Origin of the sequence: Streptomyces enissocaesilis (genome assembly GCF_039533765.1) — a bacterium.
Classification (GTDB): Bacteria; Actinomycetota; Actinomycetes; order Streptomycetales; family Streptomycetaceae; genus Streptomyces; species Streptomyces enissocaesilis.
Genome location: NZ_BAAAUD010000049.1, coordinates 21714 through 42838 on the forward strand (window position 1 = coordinate 21714; position 21125 = coordinate 42838).

Genomic DNA, 21125 nt, shown 5'->3' on the forward strand with positions numbered 1-21125 from the left:
CCCGCCCGCTAGCGTCCGCGCCATCACCACCACTGAGCAGCAGCGAGAAACGAACGCAGGGGCAACAGGATCATGAGCACCGTCAACGGCGGCATCTCCTACTGGTACGCGAACGAGGGCATACCCGCCCCCCGTGAGCCCCTGCCCGGCGACGCGACGGCCGACGTCTGCATCGTCGGCGGCGGCTACACCGGCCTCTGGACGGCGTACTACCTCAAAAAAGCCGTCCCCTTCCTCACCATCACCGTCCTGGAAGGCAGGTTCTGCGGCTACGGCGCCTCCGGCCGCAACGGCGGCTGGCTCTACAACGGCATCGCCGGCCGCGACCGCTACGCCAAACTCCACGGCCACGACGCGGCCGTCCGCCTCCAGCAGGCCATGAACGACACCGTCACCGAGGTCATCAGCACCGCCGCCGCCGAGAACATCGACGCCGACATCCACCACGGCGGCGTACTCGAAGTCGCCCGCACACCCGCCCAACTGGCCCGTCTCAGGCGCTTCCACGCCACCGAGACCGCCTTCGGCGAGAAAGAACGCACCCTCCACGGAGCCCGCGGGACCGCCGACCGCATCCGGGTGACCGGAGCCGTCGGCTCCACCTGGACCCCGCACGGCGCCCGCCTGCACCCGGTCAAACTCCTCAAGGGCCTGGCCGCCGCCGTCGAATCCCTCGGCGTCACCATCCACGAGTCCACACCGGTCACGGAGATCAAGCCGAAGCACGCCGTCACCCCCTACGGCACGGTCCGCGCCCCGTACATCCTGCGCTGCACCGAGGGCTTCACGGCCGGCCTCAAGGGCCAGCGCCGCACCTGGCTCCCCATGAACTCCTCGATGATCGTCACCGACCCCCTCCCCGCCTCCACCTGGGAGACGATCGGCTGGGACGGCCGCGAAACCCTCGGCGACATGGCCCACGCCTACATGTACGCCCAGCGCACCGCCGACGACCGCATCGCACTCGGCGGCCGGGGCGTCCCCTACCGCTACGGCTCCCGCACCGACAACGACGGCCGGACCCAGCCCGCCACCATCGAGGCGCTGCGCGAGCTCCTGACCCGCTTCTTCCCCACCACCGCGGGCATCCCCATCGCCCACGCCTGGTCGGGCGTACTCGCCGTGCCCCGCGACTGGTGCGCGACCGTCACCCTGGACCGCTCCACCGGCATCGGCTGGGCCGGCGGCTACGTGGGCAGCGGCGTAGCGACCACGAACCTCGCCGCCCGCACCCTGCGCGACCTGATCCAGCAGGACTCGGGCCAGGGCGGCCCCACCGACCTCACCACGCTCCCCTGGGTCGACCACAAGGTCCGCAAGTGGGAGCCCGAACCCTTCCGCTGGCTCGGAGTCCAGGGCATGTACGCCGCCTACCGCACCGCGGACCGCCGCGAGGCATCCGGCCGTACGACGGAAACGGACCCCCTCGCGAGAGCGGCCGACCGCATCGCGGGCCGCCACTGAAGATTTTCGCAAAAGGAAACGCCCCGAATTTTCGAAATTCGGGGCGTTTTCCCTGCTGGAGCCCCCTGTCGGATTCGAACCGACGACCTACGCATTACAAGTGCGTTGCTCTGGCCGGACTGAGCTAAGGAGGCATCGCGCACGTCAGAACCGCGCGCGAAGGCTGCTCCACTGTACACAGGCCCCGAATCCTCAAGCCATCGAGTTGCGCGCGCCCGTGACCTCCCGGTCATCAGTTCGTCGAACGGACTGATGCGCCGTTCCGAAGATCGGACCGCAGGGGGAGGGACAGTGACGGACTCGACCGACGAGAAGCCGGCAAGCATCACCGGCCCGGATGCCCAGCGCATCAAACGCGAGGCGCTGGGCATCGCCGACCGGCGGAAGCATCACGGCCGTCCGGCGGCCCCCATGAAGCGCCGCGCCAAGGAGCCGGGCACCCGGCAACGGGTCTACCGTTTCCGCTTCTACCCGACTCCGATCCAGGCCGAGCAGCTGGAGCAGACCTTCGGCGCCTGCCGCTGGGTCTACAACGAAGGCTTGGCCCTCCGGTCGAGCGCCTGGGAGCAGCACCACGTATCGGTGGGCTTCGCAGAGGCGTGCCGGGCCTTGACCGGCTGGCGGCAGGCGCCGGAGACGTCATGGCTGCGGGATGTGTCGTCGACGGTGCTGCAACAGGCTCTCCGGCATCTGGACGAGGCGTACAGCCGCTTCTTCAAGGGAACGGCGAAGCATCCGAAGCGGAAGAAGAAGCGCCGCTCACGGGATGCGGCGACGTACGTCCGGACCGGTTTCCGGTGGGTCGAAGATCCCGAGCGGCCCGGCACCGGACGAGTGACGCTGGCGAAGCAGACCACCCCGCTGGATGTGCGGTGGTCGCGCTCACTGCCGGGCGGCCGGGTGCCGGTGAAGCTGACGGTGACGCGGGACCGTGCGGGCCGGTACTTCCTGTCCGTCCTGGTCGAGGAGCGGATCGAGCCGCTTCCCGCCGCGTTTCTGCCCGGTGGGCGTGAGCCGAAAGCGGTCGGACTCGACCTCGGCCTGGCAACGCTCGTGACACTCGACGACGGCGAAAAGCTGGAGCACCCCCGGCTGCTGAAGAAGTACGCGGAAGAACTCGCCCGGTGGCAGCGGGAGTTGCACCGCAAGCAGAAGGGGTCGAAGAACCGGGAGAAGGCAAGGAAGAAGATCGTCCGGCTGTACGCGCTCATCGGCGATGTCCGCGGGGACATGCTGGATCAGTTCACCACCCGCCTCGTGCGCGAGAACCAAGTGCTCGTGGTGGAAGACCTGTCCATCGCCAACCTGATGCGGCCGGCGGTCGGGAAGGGGCGGAGGCGGAAGGCCGGGCTGACCCGGTCGATCGTCGATGCCGCATGGGGTGAGCTGCTGCGGCAGTTGCGCTACAAGTGCGAGTGGTACGGACGGACGCTGGTGATCGTGGACCGCTTCTTCCCGTCCACGCGCCGCTGCTCCGCCTGCCACACGAAGGGGCCTCGGCTCGATCTGTCCGTGCGGGAGTGGACGTGCGCCGAGTGCGGTGTGGTGCACGACCGGGACGAGAACGCGGCCGTGAATCTCCGGGACGAGGGGATGCGGCTGTACTGGCTGGTGGCTGCGGCCCTGCCTCCGGGCAAGGTACCGCCACCGGTGATCAAGGCATCGGAGCTGCCGGAGGTCCTGCTGGCCGCGTAACGAAAACGGACCGACGGGCCGTCGGCCGCAATGCCTGTGGAGCCCACGTAAGACCGTCCGGATATGACCCATGAGGGCCATGTTGGGGCGGCGATGGGTGTCGAAGCAGGAAGGTGTCGTACACAGAGCATCGGGTCAAAAGACAGCTGCTCTGGATCCTATGTGCACACAGGTCAAAAAGCCGGTGCTCTGCCCCTATGAGCCCCGCTCGAAAATTTCATCGTCTTCCAGCTACTGACACAACTGACATCGCCAGGTAGCGTCACGGCAGGTTCACGCATGTGGACCAGACCACTCCCTTACACGGATCGTCCGGCACGTTCCTGCCGGTGAAGGAGCACATCACCATGGCAACCGTCTCGTTCGACAAGGCGACCCGGCTCTACCCGGGATCCACCAAGCCCGCCGTCGACCAGCTCGAGATCGAGATCGAGGACGGCGAGTTCCTCGTCCTCGTCGGTCCCTCCGGCTGCGGCAAGTCGACCTCCCTGCGCATGCTCGCGGGTCTCGAGGACGTCAACGGCGGCGCCATCCGCATCGGTGACCGCGACGTCACGCACCTGCCGCCGAAGGACCGGGACATCGCCATGGTGTTCCAGAACTACGCGCTGTACCCGCACATGTCCGTCGCCGACAACATGGGCTTCGCGCTCAAGATCGCCGGCGTGAACAAGGCGGAGATCCGCAAGAAGGTCGAAGAGGCCGCGAAGATCCTGGACCTCACCGAGTACCTGGACCGCAAGCCGAAGGCCCTCTCCGGCGGTCAGCGCCAGCGTGTCGCGATGGGCCGCGCCATCGTGCGTGAGCCGCAGGTCTTCCTCATGGACGAGCCGCTGTCGAACCTCGACGCCAAGCTCCGCGTCTCGACCCGTACGCAGATCGCCTCGCTCCAGCGCCGCCTCGGCATCACCACGGTGTACGTCACGCACGACCAGGTCGAGGCCATGACCATGGGCGACCGGGTGGCCGTGCTGAAGGACGGTCTGCTCCAGCAGGTCGACTCGCCGCGCAACATGTACGACCGTCCCGCGAACCTCTTCGTCGCCGGCTTCATCGGCTCCCCCGCCATGAACCTGGTCGAGGTCCCGATCGCCGACGGCGGCGTGAAGTTCGGCAACAGCGTCGTCCCGGTCTCCCGCGAGGCGCTCTCCGCCGCGGCCGACAGGGGCGACACCACCGTCACGGTGGGCGTTCGCCCCGAGCACTTCGACATCGTCGAGCAGGGCGGTGCCGCCGCCGCGTCGCTCACCAAGGCCGCCGCCGACGCCCCGGCCGGGCTGGCCGTCACCGTCAACGTCGTCGAGGAGCTCGGCGCCGACGGTTACGTGTACGGCAGCGCGCAGGTCGGCGGCAAGCACCAGGACCTGGTGGTCCGCGTCAACGGCCGCGCCGTGCCGGACAAGGGCGTCGAGCTGCATGTCGTGCCGCGCGCGGGCGAGATGCACGTCTTCTCCTCGTCGACCGGCGAGCGCCTCAGCGACTGACGGACGACTGAGATCAGCTCGTGCGAAGGGCCCCGCACTCCGGTGCGGGGCCCTTCGTATGCACCTGGGGTGTCGACAAATACCCCGGCATAACCGCCATTTCGAACCCCGTACGTCAACACGCATTCGAAAAGTTCCCTCGAACCATCCCCCGCAAGGGTGACTAAATGTCGCCAAATCATTACCGGCCGCTACGCTCGCTCGCGTGACCCACACAGCCCGCCGAATCGGCCGAAGTCTCGCTCTCGTCCTGCCCGTCGTCCTGGTGCTCTCCGGGACCCTCGCGGTCACCCGCGTCCCGTGGTCCACGAGCGGACCCGAGTCACAGGTCCTGACCGCGTCCTCCGAGAAGGTGAACGTACGCGCCAAGTCCCGCGCCCCGCAGGACATCCTGCGCGACAAGCTCCTGCTCGAACTCCAGGAGAAGGACCCCGGTGTCGCGCTCACCCACCTCCAGCGCGAGGTGGAGCGGCGTCCTTCGCTCGCCCAGCACTGCATGTCGATCGCCCGCTCGCTCGGCCGTGCCGCGGTGAACCAGTACGGTCCGACGCGCGCACAGTCGTTCTCGCGCCCCGTCTGCGACACCTCCTTCGCCTCCGGCGTGGCCCAGCAGACCGGCTGAGCGGCGGCCGGGCCGACCCAGCAGACCGAGCAGCTGAGAGGCTGACCAGAGCCGGGCACCGGCGGGCCGTCGACGTTCCGCCGCATATCGTGCCCCGTATGACTACGTCTCCGTCTCCGACGCAGGCCGTGATCCTGGCAGGCGGCCAGGGTTCGCGACTGCGCCCCTACACCGACGACCGCCCCAAGCCGATGATCGAGATCCCGGGCACCGGGACCCCGATCATCGGCCATCAGCTTTCCTGGCTGGCCGCCGAGGGCGTGAGCGACGTGGTCGTCTCCTGCGGCCATCTCGCCGGCGTCCTCCAGGAGTGGCTGGGCTCGGCCGAACTCCCGCTGCGCGTCACCACCGTGGTGGAGACGGAGCCGCTGGGCCGCGGCGGCGGTCTCAAGTACGCCGCCGCGCATCTTCCGCACCCCGATCGCCCCTGGTACGCGACCAACGGCGACATCTGGACGCGCTTCTCACTGCGCGACATGGCGGCCTTCCACACCGAGCGCGACGCCACCGCCACCCTCGCCCTCGCCCGTCCCCGGATCCCCTGGGGAGCCGTCGAGACGGACGCCTTCGGGCACATCACCGACTTCATCGAGTCGCCGCCCTCGCCGTATCTCATCAACGCGGGTGTGTACGTCTTCTCCGCGGCCTTCACAGGGCTTCTCCCGGACCGGGGCGACCACGAGCGCACCACGTTCCCCCGGCTGGCCCGAGAGCGCCGTCTGGCGGGCTTCCCGCTGCCGCAGGGGGCGTACTGGCGGGCCATCGACACCGCCAAGGACCTCACCGAGGCCGCCAAGGAGCTCTCGGCCGGGCGCGGTTGAGCCCTTCCCGCACCCGCACCCGTGTCCGCACGCGTACGCACGACGAAGGCGAAGGGCCCGGCGCACATCCGTCCGTCCCGTGCGCCGGGCCCTTCGCCTTACCTGCCGTAGCTGCCGTACGTGGCGGCCTAGCCGAGCAGGCCGCCGATCACCCTGCCGTCGTTGCCGCCGCTTCCGCCACTGCCGCTGCTCCCGCTGCCGCCCGTGGTGGAGCCGCCCGTGGTGGAGCCTCCGGTGGTGCTCCCGCCCGTGGTGGAGCCTCCGGTGGCGGAGCCGCTGGTGGTCCCGCCGCTGCCCACGCCGCTGGACGTCGGCCCGGCGCTGGTGGCGGGCGCCTGCGGCGGTGCGGGCTGCTGCTGGGGCGGGGCCTGGCCCGCCGTGCTGCCCTGCGTCCGGCTCGGCTGCTGGGCGCCCGCGCCGGTCGTACCGGCCGTGACGGTCTCGCGGACCGCGCCCGGGGTCGTGGCCCCGGCCGAAGGGGCGGCGGAGCTGCTGGCGGAGGGGGTGGGCCTGCGGCTCTCCGGCGGCTGCGAGGAACGGGCCTTGCCGCTGCCGGTCTCCCGGGGGAGCGGGGCTCCCGGCAGGTAGTTGGTCGGGTCGTCGTTCGGGCCGGGCACGGTCACCATGTCCGAGGAACGCACGGCCCCGCCCAGCATCGAGCCGATGAGCAGCGTCAGTCCGACCACCAGGGAGGCGACGAGGGCGCCGCGCCGCAGTACGCGCCGCCGCAGCTCCCACAGTTCGGAGCGGGGCCCGAGCTTGCGCCAGGCTTCGCCGGCGAGGCGGCCGTCGATGGAGTAGACGGGCGCGCCCGCGATGATCAGCGGGGACCAGGCGGCGAGATAGATGATGTCGGGCGCGTCGTACGCCGGTACCGTCTTCCAGCTCACCGTCACGAGCAGTGCGACGGAGAGCAGCGTCCCGAAGCAGGCGGCGACCCGCTGCCACAGCCCCAGCACCGTCAGCACGCCGACGACGACCTGGAGGAACGCGACGGTCAGGCCCGCGCCCACGGGGTGGGTGAGCGCGAAGTCGCGCAGCGGTTCGGCGAGGGTCCAGGGGTGCAGCGAGTTGAGCCACTTGACCATCGAGCCGCGCTCGCCGCCGTCGAAGTAGACGGGGTCGCAGAGCTTGCCCATGCCGGCGTAGATGGAGATGAGGCCGAGGAACACCCTCAGCGGCAGCAGCACCACACCGAGGTTCATCCGCCGGCCGGGGTAGTAGCCGTGCCGGACGGCGGCCGCCTCGGTGGCCCGGCCGCGCGCGCTGTCCTCGCCGTACGCCCCGTCCTCACCGGATTCGCCGTACTCGTCGAACCGGTCGTCCGGGCAGGTGCCCCCGGTGTCCGGGCCGGGGTCGTCGTAGGCGCCGACGGCCGGCCTCGCCCGGGGCAGCAGCTGCGTCCTGGGCGGCTCGGGGCTGCGCGGCCCGATGACGGTGGGGAGCGCCGCCGTGTCCTCTGCGCTCTCGCCCGCGTCGCCGACGGAGATCCGGGGGATGACCTGCGTGGCGCCGCTGTCGAGGCGTTCGCCGCCGACCGAGGAGTTGCGTACGGCCTGGAGCAGTCCGGTGGCGCCGGGGTCCCCCGGCTCGGACTTGCCGCTCCAGACGACGGGCGCCCGGCGCCGCACCACGGCCTTGACGTTCCCGGCCGGGAACCGTCCCGTGTCCCCCAGGCCGGAGCCCACACCGCCCGCTCCCGCGTACGGCGGGACGGGCCGCCTGCTCTGGGCCGGGGCGAACTGCACGCGGAAAACGGCGTGGTTGGCGGTGACCTGCGCTGGGTCGCAGGGCACCTTGACCATGCTCAGGACGGGCTGATCGTCGGTCCCGGGTGTTCTGGTGTCCACACTCATCTAACCGAGTGATGGGCGTTTAGGACACTGCCTTGACGCTCTCGATCTGTCCGAGACCCGTCAAGCCACCCTTACCGGGCAAAACACCCGTTCTCGCTCCAGCGGTTCCAGCTGGTCCGGCGCCGGACCAGCGTCGGACCGGCGCCGGATCAGCGCCTGCGCTGCGCCGCCTCCCAGAGCACGATGCCCGCCGCGACGCCCGCGTTCAGCGACTCCGCGCCGCCCGGCATCGGGATGCGCACGAGGTAGTCGCACGTCTCGCCGACGAGGCGGCCCAGGCCCTTGCCCTCGCTGCCGATGACGATGACGACCGGGCCGCCGAGCTGCTCCAGGTCCTGGACCGTGTGCTCGCCGTCGGCCGCCAGGCCCACGACCGTGAGGCCGGCCTTCTGGTAGCCCTCCAGGGCACGCGTCAGGTTGGTGACGCGGGAGACCGGCGTGCGGGCCGCCGTGCCGGCGGAGGACTTCCACGCACCGGCCGTCATGCCCGCCGCGCGGCGCTCCGGCACGACCACGCCGTGGCCGCCGAACGCGGAGACGGAGCGGACGATCGCGCCGAGGTTGCGCGGGTCGGTCACGCCGTCGAGCGCGACGATCAGCGGGTCCTCGTGCTTGTCGTACGCCGCCGAGGTGAGGTCGTCCGGGTGCGCGTACTCGTACGGCGGGACCTGGAGGACGAGGCCCTGGTGGTTCAGGCCGTTCGTCATCCGGTCGAGCTCCGGGCGCGGGGCCTCCATCAGGTTGATGTTGCCGCGCTCGCCCGCGAGCTGGAGCGCCTCGCGCACCCGCTCGTCGTTGTCGATGTACTGCTGGACGTAGAGCGTGGTCGCCGGGACGCCGTCGCGCAGCGCCTCGAAGACCGGGTTGCGGCCGACGACCATCTCGGACGTGCCCTTGACGCCGCCGCGGCGCGGAGCCGGGCGGCGGACCGCGGCCTGCTTGGCCTTGGCGGTGGCGATGCGGTTCTTCTTGTGCTTCTTGCGTGCCTCGGCGGGCGGCGTCGGGCCCCTGCCCTCGAGGCCCTTGCGCCGCTGGCCACCGCTGCCGACCGTAGCGCCCTTCTTGTTGGACGTGCGGCGGTTCCTGCGCTGGCTGTTCCCGGCCATGACCTGTTACCTGTTCCGTTGCTTCAGACGTGCGTACGTATAAGGGAAAGTGTGCCGCCCGGGGGGCCGGGCGGCACATCGCGCGTGCCGGTCAGCGCGGACCGAGGGTCCACCGCGGGCCCGACGGGCTGTCCTCGATGACGAGGCCGGTCTGCTGGAGCTGGTCGCGGATCGCGTCGGCCGCGGCCCAGTCCTTGCGGTCGCGGGCCGACTGGCGCTGGTCCAGTACGAGGCGTACGAGCGTGTCGACGACCCCGTGCAGGTCCTCGCCGCGCTCCGTGCCGCCGCCCGACCACTGTTCGGCGAGCGGGTCGAGGCCGAGGACGCCGAGCATCGCCCGTACCTCCGCCAGCCGGGCGACGGCCTCGTCCTTGTCGTCGGCGGCCAGCGCCGAGTTGCCCTGGCGCACGGTGGTGTGGATGATCGCGAGCGCCTGCGGGACGCCCAGGTCGTCGTCCATCGCCTCGGCGAAGGCGGGCGGGACCTCGGCCGCGGGCTCGACGTCGCCGCCGGCCTTCTCGACGACGCGCTGGACGAAGCCCTCGATGCGCGAGAAGGCGGACTCCGCCTCGCGCAGGGCCTCCTCGCTGTACTCGATGGTGGAGCGGTAGTGGGGCGTACCGAGGTAGTAGCGCAGGACGATGGGCCGCCACTGCTTGACCATCTCGGAGACGAGGACCGAGTTGCCCAGCGACTTCGACATCTTCTCGCCGGCCATGGTGACCCAGTGGTTGTGCACCCAGTACGTCGCGAAGTCGTCACCGAAGGCCTTGGCCTGGGCGATCTCGTTCTCGTGGTGCGGGAAGATCAGGTCGATCCCGCCGCCGTGGATGTCGAAGGCGGAGCCCAGGTACTTGTGGGCCATCGCGGAGCACTCCAGGTGCCAGCCGGGGCGCCCGCGTCCCCACGGGGTCTCCCAGCTCGGCTCGCCGGGCTTCGCGGCCTTCCACATGGCGAAGTCGCGCGGGTCGCGCTTGCCGGTCTCGCCCTCGCCGGAGGGCTGGAGGAGGTTGTCCAGCTCCTGGTTGGAGAGCTCCAGGTAGCCGGGGTACGAGCGGACGTCGAAGTAGACGTTCCCGTCGGCCTCGTACGCGTGCCCGCGCTCGATGAGGCCGCGCATCATCTCGACCATCTCGGGGACGTGGCCGGTGGCGCGGGGCTCGTAGGTGGGCGGGAGGCAGCCGAGGGCGGCGTAGCCGTCGTTGAAGGCGCGCTCGTTCTCGTACCCGATGGACCACCAGGGGCGGCCCTGGTCGGCCGACTTCCTGATGATCTTGTCGTCGATGTCCGTGACGTTGCGGACGAAGGTCACGTCGTAGCCCCGGTAGGCGAACCAGCGGCGCATGATGTCGAAGTTGAGCCCCGACCTGATGTGCCCGATGTGCGGGGCGGCCTGCACGGTAGCGCCACACAGGTAGATCGAGACGCAGCCCGGAGTGAGCGGGGAGAAGTCGCGAGTCTGCCGGGCGCTGGTGTCGTACAGCCGAATAGTCACCACACCAGGGTAGTGGGCGGACGGCAGTGCCCAGCGACCCTTTCCGGTACTGGACGGTCGCGGCGCGGCGGCGCCCTCCGTGCCGTTTCGCCCGTACGGGCCGAACGGCTCCCGCGGAGCCTTCCCCGCCCCGCTCCTCCCCGCTGTGCCGGGGTGCGGCTCGGGCGCGTGGAGGGCTCCGCCCCGGACCCCGCTCAGGCCGTGCGGACGACCAGTGCCGTGGCGATCGCGGCGAGGCCCTCGCCGCGGCCGGTGAAGCCGAGTCCGTCGGACGTCGCGGCCGACAGCGAGACCGGTGCGCCGGCCGCGGCCGAGAGCACCTTCTGCGCCTCGTCGCGCCGCTTGCCGATCTTCGGGCGTACGCCGACGACCTGGACGGCGACGTTGCCGATCTCGAAGCCCTCGGACCGTACGATCCGGGCGGCCTCGGTGAGCAGCGTGATGCCCGACGCGCCGGACCACTCGGGGCGGCCGGTGCCGAAGTGCGCGCCGAGGTCGCCGAGGCCGGCGGCGGAGAAGAGGGCGTTGCAGGCGGCGTGCGCGACGACGTCGGCGTCCGAGTGGCCGGCCAGGCCGGGGCCCTCGCCCTCCCAGAGCAGGCCGCCGCACCACAGCTCGCGGCCCTCCTCGAAGGCGTGGATGTCGGTTCCGATGCCGACCAGCGGCAGCGCGGGGAGCGCGGGGGTCTCAGAAGCCATCGTTTGCCCTCCTGCGGGCGAGTACCGCCTCGGCCAGGACGAGGTCCAGCGGCCGGGTCACCTTGAACGCCTCTTCGTGGCCGGGTACGACCACGACCTGCACGCCGAGCCGCTCGACCATCCCTGCGCAGTCCGTCGCGCCTTCGCCCTTCGCCGTGATCGTCTCGTGGGCGCGGACGAGGGTGGCGCGGTCGAAGCCCTGCGGGGTCTGCACGGCGCGCAGCCGTGCCCGCTCGGGTGTGGCGACGACCGGTTCGGGCTCGTCCTTCTCCCGGGGCTCGACCTCCTTGACGGTGTCGGTGAGCGGCATCGCGGGCACCACGGCGGGCGCTCCGTCCCGTACGGCCTCGACGACGGCGTCGACGGTGTCGACGGGCACGAGGGGGCGGGCCGCGTCGTGCACGAGGACGGCGGTGATGTCGTCGGGCAGGGCGTCGAGTCCGAGCCGTACCGATTCCTGGCGCGTCTCACCGCCCGGTACGACGAGGAAGTCCGTCCGCTCGGGCAGCGCGTGCTCGGCGAGGAGGTTCTTGACCTCGGCGGCGCCGTCCGGCGGGGCCACCACGACGACGAGCGAGACGGCTCTGGAGTTGGCCATGGCCCGTACCGCGTGGATCAGCATGGGGGTGCCGCTCAGCGCGCGGAGCGCCTTGGGCGCGCCGGGGCCGAGCCGCACGCCGCGGCCGGCCGCGGGGATCACGGCGGCGGTGCGCGGGGTGGACCTCGGGGTGGACTGCGGAGTGGTCGTGTGGCGCGGTTCGTCTGTCATCGGTAGCTCCGGGGCCGACAGCTTCGGGAACGGGTTCGGGTCCGCCAGGTTTGTGTCCGCGGCCTACGTGGGTATGGCCACAGCGTGCCGGGCACGACGCCTCGACCGGCCCCTTCCGTGACGACTGGTCGAGCCGGCTGCCCGGGACCGGCAGGCCGGAGCACCGGGGACGGTTCGATTCAGGGGCGCACGGGAACGAGACATGCCGCAGCGCCCGGCGACAAGGGCTGGACGGCCTTGTCAGCGGGCACCACGGCATCGTTGCTGGGTATCAGGGAAGGAGCCCCTGCGACCCGGAGTCAGGACGCGAGGACCTCGTCGAGCAGAGCCTCGGCCTTGTCTTCATTCGTGTTCTCCGCGAGCGCGAGCTCGCTCACCAGAATCTGGCGCGCCTTGGCGAGCATGCGCTTCTCACCTGCGGAGAGACCGCGCTCACGCTCACGGCGCCACAGGTCGCGGACTACCTCGGCGACCTTGATGACATCACCGGAGGCGAGCTTCTCGAGATTTGCCTTGTAGCGTCGGGACCAGTTCGTCGGCTCTTCTGCATACGGTGCGCGGAGCACCTCGAAGACCCGGTCGAGACCTTCCTGACCGACTACGTCGCGTACACCGACGAACTCCGCATTGTCCGCAGGCACACGAACAGTCAAGTCACCCTGGGCGACCTTGAGCACCAAGTAGGTCTTGTCCACGCCTTTGATCTGGCGAGTTTCGATAGCCTCGATCAGCGCGGCCCCGTGATGGGGATAGACCACGGTGTCGCCAACCTTGAACGTCATGTGACAGGTACCCCTTCCGTGGCTATCCAGAGTAACACGGAAACCGCTTCTTCTGAATGGCGTTTCCGCAGGTCAGGGCATATCTCGGGGCTTGACAACAGCGACAGGAACGTGCTGCGCGGGCCTTCCGGAAGCGGGTATTCGCAGGTCGGAGCGGCTGTGCGGGCGGAGAGAAACGCGTACGTTACACACATCACGGGACCCGCCGAAGAGGCCGAACGTCCCGTTTTGCCGGATTCCAAGCGGTGAACTTGGTGTACTCCGTTCGGCGCCCGGTCACCCGTTCGGCCCGAATCCGGAATTGATCACGTGCGGCTGTGATCAATTCCGGGGCCTCCCCGCATTCCTTACGGATAATCCGCACCCGGGGCGCGCTCCCGCCGCTCCCCCGGATATGTGAACGGCGTACGGAACAGGCCGCCGGTCCGGTACGGGCCGGTACGGGCGGGCGGGGTGGGGCGGGTCGGGTGCGAGGGCCGGTCGACGGCTCGGTAACCTAAGCGCGCCGACACACCCTTGGGGCGGCTTCACGTCGCTCGCACCTGATGGGTCCGCCCGTACGTCCGTCCTCTGACAGGAGATGCCGCCGCCGTGAGCCGCAGCCTTCGACGCGGTGCCCTCGCCGCCACCGCCATCGTGTTCTCGATCGCTTCGCTCGCCGCCTGCGGAGCGGGCAACGACGCACAGTCGCTGCAGATCAGGCCGGACAACGCCTCGACCGCCGTCGACGACATCAAGATCCAGAACGCGGCGATCGTCACCCAGCCGAAGCCCGACGCCGAGGGACCCGCTGTCGTCACCGCGACGCTGTTCAACAACGGCACCAAGGCCGAGACGCTCGAATCGGTCAAGCTGCCCGGCGCGAGCGGCGAGGTGAAGCTCAAGCCGGCCAAGGGCGCGGGCCCGGTGTCCGTTCCCGCCGGCGGGTCGCTCGTCCTGGGCGGCGAGGGCAACGCCTCCGCCGTGATCGAGAACGGCCGCGAGGCCGTGGAGAACGGCGGCGCGCAGCCGGTGGTCTTCGAGTTCAGCGAGACCGGTGCGGTGGAACTGCGGGCGCTGGTGTTCCCGGCGACGCACTACTTCAAGGACTTCGGCCCGAGCGAGCTCCCGAAGCCGCCGGTCACCACCGCGACCGCGAGCCCCTCGGGCACGCCGACCGGCACCCCGGAGACGGCCGGCGGCGCCGCCGGCGCCACGGCGTCGTCGACGCCGCAGAACGGTGCCTCCGGGGAAGCCGCGGACGACGACGCGGACGACGACGCCGAGGGGCACGGCGCGGAGCACTGAGGCCCGTACGGCCACAGCGGACAGCACGCACAGGGGCGCCCCGCCGGTATGAGCCGGCGGGGCGCCCCTGTGCGTGACGGTCCCGGTCTGCCGCGTCCCGGTCTGCCGTGTCGCGGTCTGCGGCGTCTTGGTCTACGGCTCGAACTTGTACCCCAGGCCGCGCACCGTCACCAGGTAGCGCGGCGCTCCCGGGTCGGGCTCGATCTTGGCCCGCAGCCGCTTCACGTGGACGTCGAGGGTCTTGGTGTCGCCCACGTAGTCGGCGCCCCACACGCGGTCGATCAGCTGCATGCGGGTGAGGACCCGGCCCGCGTTGCGGAGCAGCATCTCCAGGAGGTCGAACTCCTTCAGCGGGAGGTCGACCTTGCCGCCGCCGACCGTGACGACGTGACGGTCGACGTCCATGCGGACCGGACCGGCCTCCAGGGCCGCCGGGGTGACCTCCTCCGGCTCTCCCCTGCGGCGCAGGACCGCGCGGATGCGGGCGACCAGCTCGCGCGAGGAGAAGGGTTTCGTGACGTAGTCGTCGGCTCCTATCTCCAGGCCCACGACCTTGTCGATCTCGCTGTCCTTGGCGGTCACCATGATGACCGGGACGTTGGAACGGCTGCGCAGCTGGCGGCAGACCTCGGTACCGGGCAGGCCGGGGAGCATCAGGTCCAGCAGGACGAGGTCGGCGCCGTTGCGCTCGAACTCGTCGAGCCCGTCGGGGCCGGTGGTCGCGATGGCGACCTCGAAGCCCTCCTTGCGGAGCATGTAGGACAGGACGTCGCTGAAGGATTCCTCATCCTCGACGACGAGCACTCGGGTCACGGAAGGACCTCCGGGGCAGGAATGGGTTCGCGATCAGTGGTCTTGTGCGGGCCGCCGTCGTCCTCGTCGACGTCGTCGTCCGGGGTGTCCGGGGCGTCCGGGGCGGCGACCGGTGACCGGTCGCGCGGCGCGGCTGCTTCGGGCAGCCGCAGGGTGAAGGTGGAGCCCTGTCCCTCGGAGCTCCACACCGTGACCTCCCCGCCGTGCGAGGCGGCCACGTGCTTGACGATGGCGAGACCCAGGCCGGTGCCGCCGGTGGCCCTGGAGCGGGCCGGGTCCACGCGGTAGAAGCGCTCGAAGACCCGCTCGCGGTCCTTCTCGGAGATGCCGATGCCCTGGTCGGTGACGGCTATCTCGATCAGCCCCCCGGAGCCGAAGGTCTGGGAGGCGCCCCCACCGCCGGGCGTGGGGATCCGGCGGCCGGCGATGCCGACGCGGGTGCGGGGCGGGCTGTAGTTGACGGCGTTCTCGACGAGGTTGCCGAGTGCGGCGGCGAGCTGGCCGCGGTTGCCCCAGACGTACAGGCCCGCGGTGCCGCCGGCGGCCATCGTGATGTTCTTGGTGGACGCGGCGTGGCGGCTGCGGTCCATGGCCTCGGCGACCAGTTCGTCCACGCGGACCGGCTCGGCGTCCTCCAGCGGGTCGTCGTTCTGGACGCGGGAGAGGTCGATGAGCTCCTGGACCAGGTTGGTGAGGCGGGTCGCCTCGATCTGCATGCGGCCCGCGAAGCGGGTGACCGCCTCGGGGTCGTCCGACGCGTCCATGACGGCTTCGGAGAGCAGCGAGAGCGCGCCGGTAGGAGTCTTGAGCTCATGGCTGACGTTCGCGACGAAGTCGCGCCGTACCGCTTCGATGCGGCGGGCCTCGGTGAGGTCCTCCACCAGGAGCAGGACGAGGCGCGAGCCCAGCGGGGCGACGCGGGCGGACACGGCGAGGGCCTCGCCGCGGCCCGTGCCGCGACGGGGGAGGTCCAGCTCGACCTGGCGTATCTCGCCGTCCCTGCGGGTGTCGCGGGCCATGTGGAGCATGGGGTCCACGGCGAGCTTTCCGCCCCGGACGAGCCCGAGGGCGTACGCCGCCGAGCTGGCCTTGACGACGCTGTCGCTCTCGTCCAGTACGACGGCGGAGGAGCGGAGCACGGACAGCACGGTGTCGACGCCCGGCGGCAGCACCGCGTTGATGTCGGGGCGCAGCGAGGACCGGGTGGGCCTCGACTGCTCGCGCTCGCTCCAGCGGAACGTCAGCACGGCGACCACGCCGGTGCACAGACCGGCTATCGCTGCTGCTGCGGCGACTGCCGCGTTCACGTCCATGCACCCAGGTTATGCCGGGGCGATGACATCGCCCCAGCCAAAAGGGTGGCCACTCGAACACTCGTCGCTCAGAGTTCACCGAGGTGACGGAGTTGGTTCACTTGGGGGGCCGGAAGCGGACGCGTAACGGACAGAACGTGGGAGCGTGGGGTTCAGAGACTGACCTCAGAAGGACAAGAGAGGGACTTTCATGCGCGACGCGTACCACGAGGAACTTGACTCGATCGGCGAAGCCCTGGTCGAGATGGCCCGGCTCGTCGGGTCGGCGATCGGGCGGGCCACCACGGCCATGCTCGACGCGGACCTGAAGCTCGCCGAGAGCGTGATCGCCGCCGACCAGAAGGTCGACGACCTCCAGCACGACCTGGAGGCGCGCGCGATAGCCCTGCTGGCCCGACAGCAGCCCGTCGCGACGGACCTGCGGATCGTCGTCACCTCGCTGCGGATGAGCGCCGACCTGGAGCGTTCGGGCGACCTGGCCCAGCACGTGGCGAAGCTCGCCCGGCTGCGCTTCCCGGCCTCGGCCGTACCGCACGACCTGCACGCGACCATCCTGGAGATGGGCCAGCTCGCGCAGCGCCTGATGGCGAAGGCGGCGGAGGTCATCACCACGAAGGACGTCGACCTCGCGCTCCAGCTGGAGCACGACGACGACGAGATGGACCTGCTGCACCGCACGCTGTTCCAGCACCTGATGGACGACCGCTGGAAGCACGGCATCGAGACGGCGGTCGACGTCACGCTGCTGGGCCGTTACTACGAGCGTTTCGCCGACCACGCGGTCTCGGTGGCGAAGCGCGTGGTGTACCTGGTGACGGGTGAGCACGCGGACGAGATCCAGGCGGCGGCCGCCACACCCCCGCAGGGCGAGTAAGCCCGGGAATTGCGCGTGTGCGCCGTTGATGCGCCCGCCCCCGTGGGCATCCAATGGGCAGCAGCAGGAGTATGCCGCGTGCCTCTTCGAGGAGGATCCCCATGGCCGATTCCCCCATGTCCCGTTCCCCGCAGGACCCGCCGGCCGAGGCGGTCCGCCTGCCCGCGCTGCCCGTCCTCGGCGCCTGCGGCTGCGGCTCCGGTTGCGGCTGCGGCTGCCAGTCGGGCGCGCCGTGCCAGTGCGGCGGCTGCAGCGGTTAGCGCGGCCGGTACTGCCGGTGTTGCCCGTGCTCGCGGAAAGGGCCCCGTCCGGTGCGGACGGGGCCCTTTCTGTTCTTCTCCGTACGGGTCTGTGCAGGTCTGTACGGGCCCGTGACCGGACCTACACCGGGTCGCCTTCGTCGTACCGGCCGTACGGGCCGTCCTCGTCGCGCTCGTCGTCCTCGTCGTCCTCGAGGCCGAAGTTCTCCGGCACCTCCAGCATCGCCTCCCGGAACTCGGGCCGCGTCTCCTCCATGGCCGCTTCCCTGAAGAGCGCCGCGAGTTGGCGGCGGTCCTCGGTGGAGAGCCTGCCGAGGTTGTAGGCGACGTCTTCGAACCAGGTCGTGGCCAGGTCCGGATCGACCTCGTCCTCGTCCGTCATGTCGATGGCCGTGACCAGCTGCGCCATGGCAGTGGCCAGTGTGGTCAGCAGGGTGTCGCTCATACTGTGCTCTCGCCTCTTCGCGTACTTCTCGGACCGCAGGAAACCTTCACGCCGCGTCACGCAGCACCGAGCCCCCCGCCACGGGGCATCCGCGGCAGGGGGCTCGATCCGTAGGTGTTACTTCTTCTTGCCCTGGTTCTTGCTGCGGATCTTGGTGATCAGGGTTTTCCCAGCTGAGAACCCTGATCGGCTACAGGTAAGTGGGTGTCATTGGTCGTCATCGGGTGCCGCTGAGCAACCTCGGACGGCCCAGGGACGGCCCGGCCGTCACCACCGCCCCGGTCACTGCCGGCCAATGGGAACCTCGTAAACGATCTCACACAGCGCTGCGGGAAGAACGATGTCCGCCGTCTCCACCGGCTACCCCTGGTCGCTGTAGTAGGTCCGCCTGATGTGGGTGACGAGGGCGGCCTTCTGGATGCCCAGGAGTGACGCCTCCTCGGCAGTAGCCAGCCGCGGTTCCGGCTGCTCCACGGCGTGGCTGACCGTGATGCCGATCTCGGCCATGCGGTTGACCACGCCCGCCCCGGCGTGCGGCCCGCCCTCCGGCAGGACGACGAGGGTGCCGGCGGTGAGTTCGTACGGCTCCCAGCTCGTCGACAGCTGCACCGGCCTGCCGTCGGCGAGGAACTCGTACACGGTGCGGACGCACAGGTCGCCCTCGGCGATGCCGAGACGCGACGCGATCTCGGCCGGTGCCGGCACCTTCGCTTCCGTTCGGCTCTCCCAATCCCCCTGCTTGCCCACGGCCTTCATGTCCGCGCGGAACGGGGAGCCGCCGGGCTGCTCGCGGGCCGAGGAGCGGACCACGCGCACCCGCCGACGAGGAGCCGCGACGTACGTACCGGATCCGGCGCGACCCTCCAAGGCTCCCTGGGAGATCAGTAGTTCCTGAGCCCGGCGCACCACGTTCTCGCCGACGCCGCACTCCTGGGCGATCTGGGCACGTGAGGGGAGCCGGTCTCCCGGCGCCCACTCATGCTCCGCGATGCGCCGCCGGAGCTCGTCGGCGATGCGGAGATAGGGCGGTTGCTCAGACATATGGAAAATCTAGTCCACTAGCTCTAATCTAGTTAACTAGCTTTACGTAAAGTGATCGCCTGACACCGGAGGCTGCCCTGTGACCGCTTCGGAAGCAAGGGCCGAAGACATCGCAGCGCGGCTGTCCGCCGTTGGGCTCGCCCCTCGCGTGGAACGGCACGCCGATTTCACGTCGGTCGAAGCGGAAGTACCGGAATCACTCCCTGCCGAGTCATGGCGGGAGGCCTTGGAAGTGGTGGCGGAGGCCGATCGGTTCGGGCTCCTCGCCAACAGCTTGAACGGCCGCACGTTATGGGCCGCCGTACGAACAGCGGCCCCCGCGACGGGTGATGTCCGGGGACCTGGCCATCAGCGATAGGAGCTGATCAACGTGTTCAACCGCATCCGTCACCCCGTCTCGCGCACCGACGAGCCGTGCGCCCCGACGAGCCGAAGTCTTCGTCCTCCGGCGCCCGTTCCGCCGACGACAGCGCCTCACCATCACTTCGGGCGCGAGCGGCTCGCAACGGCGGAGGACGCCTGATGCCTCCTCATCAGTACCCTCGCGTTCCGCACACGCAGGCCGTTCGCTACCGGTCGATCTCATGCCTGATCGGTACGCACCATGAGTGCACGCAGTCGGCCCAGGCTGCGGCACCGGTCGAGATCCCTGTGGTCTACGAGGCTTGCAGTTGCTCCTGCCACCCCATGGCCGCCGCCATCGTCAACCGGACGGACGTGCCGCGGTGAAGGGCTGGGCACCAGGCAGCGCAGTGGCCGGCCCTGTCGAGATCACCTCTGCGAGCGTGCGGTGCGGTGACGTCATCCAGATCGGTGGCCAACCGTGCCGCGTGGTCGACCTCTTCCAACTCCCGGGCGGAGCAAAGCGCCTGCGCTTCGAGTCGGGCGAGCTGTTCACCATGCACTCCCGGTCTCGGTTCGTAGCCCTACGGGTGATGAGGAGGTGGTGATGAAATCTGTGCCTTCTCGCCGTCACGTCATTGCCGATGACATTCGGACCCAGATCTTGACCGGCCGGATCAAGGCTGACGAACGTCTTCCGTCCGAGGCGCGGCTCGCGTCCCACTACGCAGTCAGCACGCCGACGCTGCGGAACGCCCTTGCCATCCTCCAGAGTGAAGGGCTCGTCGAGAAGATCCACGGCAAGGGCAACTTCGTCCGCTATCCGCGACGAAGGATCACGTACGTCGGCGGTGACCGATCACTCCAGACGAGGTTCTCGGACGAGTCGGCGTTGCGCGTCAGCGTCCGCACCACCAACCTCCCGGCGCACGGACAACTCGCCGGCCTGCTGGAGGTGCCGGCAAGCAGCCCGCTGACCGAATTCCTCTGCCTCAGTCACGAGGGGGAATCACCGCACAGCCTGGCTCGTATCTACGTCCCCGGCGACCTCGCTCCGACCGACCTGCCCGACGACCCGCCCTGCTGCACGAACGTCGAGGCGAAGTTGGCAGCACTCCGCCCACCACTGGCTGAGATCCGGGAAAGGGTCAGCGCCCGTCCTCCCACCCCCGAAGAGGCGACGACCCTCCGGATCAGCCCTGCTCTGGCAGTGCTCGCGATCACCCGCGTGGGGGCTGACCACAAGGGTCGCGTTGTCGAGGCAGCGCTCCTGGTGCTACCCGGCGACCGCGCCGACGCCTTCTTCACCAGCTACCCCATGACCGAAGAGAAAGAGGAGGGCGATGACGACCCAAGATGAGCTGAGGCTCCTCCCATGGACGGGACCTGAGGGGAAACCCTGCTACCTGAGCACTGACGACAGCCACGGCCACCTGTCACGCCTGGCCGACACCACCGAAGCGGTACAGCTGGGCATGGCGGCCGAGCTCCTGGAGCACGCGGCCGAAGTGCTCGCCGGCGGAGAGACGGAGCCGAACGAGCTGCATCAACTGGTGGCGACCATGAGCGGAGCTCTTCGGGACGCGCTTCGGGTAGCGATCAGCCGCGGCCATCGCCTGCCGCCTACGGGCACGTCGGATCGCGAGAAAAGCGACGAGCCCTCACAGCGGCCAGCGACCTTCAAGTAGCGGTCAAACAACGATCGGCAGTGGAGCCCCAACCTCAGGGTTGGGGCTCCACTGCCGTCGCGCCAGGCCGGTCAAACGCGCCAACACCAGCTGCATCGAGCACCTGGGAGGGGGCACAGCTCCGGAGGCTCCTTGACGTGGATAACACAGCAGGTTAGAGCCCTGCATGCGGCAGATCAGACGAGACGTGGCCACGGATAATCCACGGTCGGCTGAGCACCACTTTAGGAATTCGATCAGCGGGGCTGGGCGATACATGGGTGTACACGA

At 70.0% G+C, this 21125-nt stretch carries 20 protein-coding genes, 1 tRNA gene and 1 pseudogene; 11 read left to right on the plus strand and 11 right to left on the minus strand.

All coding sequences use genetic code 11. The features are described 5' to 3' along the window. Positions 1–72: 72 nt before the first annotated feature. Complete coding sequence (locus ABD374_RS24940; protein ID WP_344497848.1) at positions 73–1464, plus strand: NAD(P)/FAD-dependent oxidoreductase; 1392 nt, start codon at positions 73–75, stop codon at positions 1462–1464. Positions 1465–1520: 56 nt separating this feature from the next. On the opposite strand, the gene ABD374_RS24945 is transcribed toward ABD374_RS24940, so the two are convergent. Then, a tRNA-Thr gene (locus ABD374_RS24945) sits at positions 1521–1598 on the minus strand. Positions 1599–1755: 157 nt separating this feature from the next. On the opposite strand from ABD374_RS24945, the gene ABD374_RS24950 reads away from it, so the two are divergent. The 4 genes from ABD374_RS24950 (at position 1756) to ABD374_RS24965 (ending at position 6086) form a co-directional block, all read left to right on the plus strand. Then, a complete protein-coding gene (locus ABD374_RS24950; RefSeq protein ID WP_344497849.1) occupies positions 1756–3159 on the plus strand; it encodes an RNA-guided endonuclease InsQ/TnpB family protein in 1404 nt (467 codons plus the stop codon). Between the two features lie 347 nt (positions 3160–3506). Next, on the plus strand, positions 3507–4643 hold the full coding sequence (locus ABD374_RS24955) for an ABC transporter ATP-binding protein (protein WP_344497850.1): 1137 nt from the start codon (positions 3507–3509) through the stop codon (positions 4641–4643). 205 nt (positions 4644–4848) lie between these two features. After that, positions 4849–5265, plus strand: coding sequence for a hypothetical protein (locus ABD374_RS24960; RefSeq protein WP_344497851.1), 417 nt, complete (start codon positions 4849–4851; stop codon positions 5263–5265). Positions 5266–5363: 98 nt separating this feature from the next. Further along, the gene (locus ABD374_RS24965) at positions 5364–6086 is read left to right on the plus strand and encodes a nucleotidyltransferase family protein (protein ID WP_344497852.1); all 723 of its coding nucleotides are present in this window, start codon (positions 5364–5366) and stop codon (positions 6084–6086) included. 128 nt (positions 6087–6214) lie between these two features. Here the strand turns inward: ABD374_RS24965 and ABD374_RS24970 are convergent, their stop codons facing one another. From ABD374_RS24970 to ABD374_RS24995, 6 genes are all read right to left on the minus strand, one after another. Beyond that, complete coding sequence (locus ABD374_RS24970; protein WP_344497853.1) at positions 6215–7942, minus strand: DoxX family membrane protein; 1728 nt, start codon at positions 7940–7942, stop codon at positions 6215–6217. 149 nt (positions 7943–8091) lie between these two features. Beyond that, complete coding sequence (gene rlmB, locus ABD374_RS24975) at positions 8092–9048, minus strand: 23S rRNA (guanosine(2251)-2'-O)-methyltransferase RlmB (protein WP_344497854.1); 957 nt, start codon at positions 9046–9048, stop codon at positions 8092–8094. Between the two features lie 91 nt (positions 9049–9139). Beyond that, positions 9140–10543, minus strand: coding sequence for a cysteine--tRNA ligase (gene cysS, locus ABD374_RS24980; protein ID WP_344497855.1), 1404 nt, complete (start codon positions 10541–10543; stop codon positions 9140–9142). A gap of 194 nt (positions 10544–10737) precedes the next feature. Continuing rightward, positions 10738–11241 carry a 2-C-methyl-D-erythritol 2,4-cyclodiphosphate synthase gene (ispF, locus tag ABD374_RS24985; RefSeq protein ID WP_344497856.1) on the minus strand — a complete coding sequence of 168 codons (504 nt, stop codon included), beginning with the start codon at positions 11239–11241 and terminating at the stop codon, positions 10738–10740. Then, the gene (ispD, locus tag ABD374_RS24990) at positions 11231–12010 is read right to left on the minus strand and encodes a 2-C-methyl-D-erythritol 4-phosphate cytidylyltransferase (RefSeq protein ID WP_344497857.1); all 780 of its coding nucleotides are present in this window, start codon (positions 12008–12010) and stop codon (positions 11231–11233) included. Before ispD ends, ispF begins: the two co-directional genes overlap by 11 nt. A 299-nt stretch (positions 12011–12309) precedes the next feature. Beyond that, positions 12310–12792, minus strand: coding sequence for a CarD family transcriptional regulator (locus tag ABD374_RS24995; protein WP_006380568.1), 483 nt, complete (start codon positions 12790–12792; stop codon positions 12310–12312). Positions 12793–13383: 591 nt separating this feature from the next. Here ABD374_RS24995 and ABD374_RS25000 point away from each other — a divergent pair. Further along, positions 13384–14079, plus strand: coding sequence for a copper chaperone PCu(A)C domain-containing protein (locus tag ABD374_RS25000; protein WP_344497858.1), 696 nt, complete (start codon positions 13384–13386; stop codon positions 14077–14079). A gap of 132 nt (positions 14080–14211) precedes the next feature. Here the strand turns inward: ABD374_RS25000 and phoP are convergent, their stop codons facing one another. Together phoP and phoR are read right to left on the minus strand one after the other, a co-directional pair. Continuing rightward, a complete protein-coding gene (gene phoP, locus ABD374_RS25005; RefSeq protein ID WP_344497859.1) occupies positions 14212–14892 on the minus strand; it encodes a two-component system response regulator PhoP in 681 nt (226 codons plus the stop codon). Then, a complete protein-coding gene (gene phoR, locus ABD374_RS25010) occupies positions 14889–16205 on the minus strand; it encodes a two-component system sensor histidine kinase PhoR (RefSeq protein ID WP_344497860.1) in 1317 nt (438 codons plus the stop codon). The genes phoP and phoR overlap by 4 nt, the downstream gene beginning before the upstream one ends. A gap of 190 nt (positions 16206–16395) precedes the next feature. Here phoR and phoU point away from each other — a divergent pair, with 190 nt between their 5' ends. Continuing rightward, positions 16396–17079, plus strand: a complete 684-nt coding sequence (phoU, locus tag ABD374_RS25015; RefSeq protein WP_344497861.1) for a phosphate signaling complex protein PhoU — start codon at positions 16396–16398, stop codon at positions 17077–17079. 101 nt (positions 17080–17180) lie between these two features. Further along, positions 17181–17339 (plus strand): hypothetical protein, encoded by a 159-nt coding sequence (locus ABD374_RS25020; RefSeq protein ID WP_344497862.1) that lies wholly within the window; start codon positions 17181–17183, stop codon positions 17337–17339. A gap of 121 nt (positions 17340–17460) precedes the next feature. Here ABD374_RS25020 and ABD374_RS25025 read toward each other — a convergent pair whose 3' ends face one another. Together ABD374_RS25025 and ABD374_RS25030 are read right to left on the minus strand one after the other, a co-directional pair. Then, the gene (locus ABD374_RS25025) at positions 17461–17784 is read right to left on the minus strand and encodes a hypothetical protein (RefSeq protein WP_344497863.1); all 324 of its coding nucleotides are present in this window, start codon (positions 17782–17784) and stop codon (positions 17461–17463) included. A 282-nt stretch (positions 17785–18066) separates the two neighbouring features. Then, a pseudogene (locus tag ABD374_RS25030) lies at positions 18067–18825 on the minus strand (GntR family transcriptional regulator). Between the two features lie 79 nt (positions 18826–18904). Between ABD374_RS25030 and ABD374_RS25035 the strand changes: the two are divergent. From ABD374_RS25035 to ABD374_RS25045, 3 genes are all read left to right on the plus strand, one after another. Then, entirely contained in the window at positions 18905–19183 is a 279-nt protein-coding gene (locus ABD374_RS25035; protein WP_344497864.1) for a hypothetical protein, read from the plus strand. 591 nt (positions 19184–19774) lie between these two features. Then, entirely contained in the window at positions 19775–20527 is a 753-nt protein-coding gene (locus ABD374_RS25040; RefSeq protein WP_344497865.1) for a GntR family transcriptional regulator, read from the plus strand. Next, positions 20511–20855, plus strand: coding sequence for a hypothetical protein (locus tag ABD374_RS25045; protein WP_344497866.1), 345 nt, complete (start codon positions 20511–20513; stop codon positions 20853–20855). Before ABD374_RS25040 ends, ABD374_RS25045 begins: the two co-directional genes overlap by 17 nt. The last annotated feature ends 270 nt before the right edge of the window (positions 20856–21125 follow it).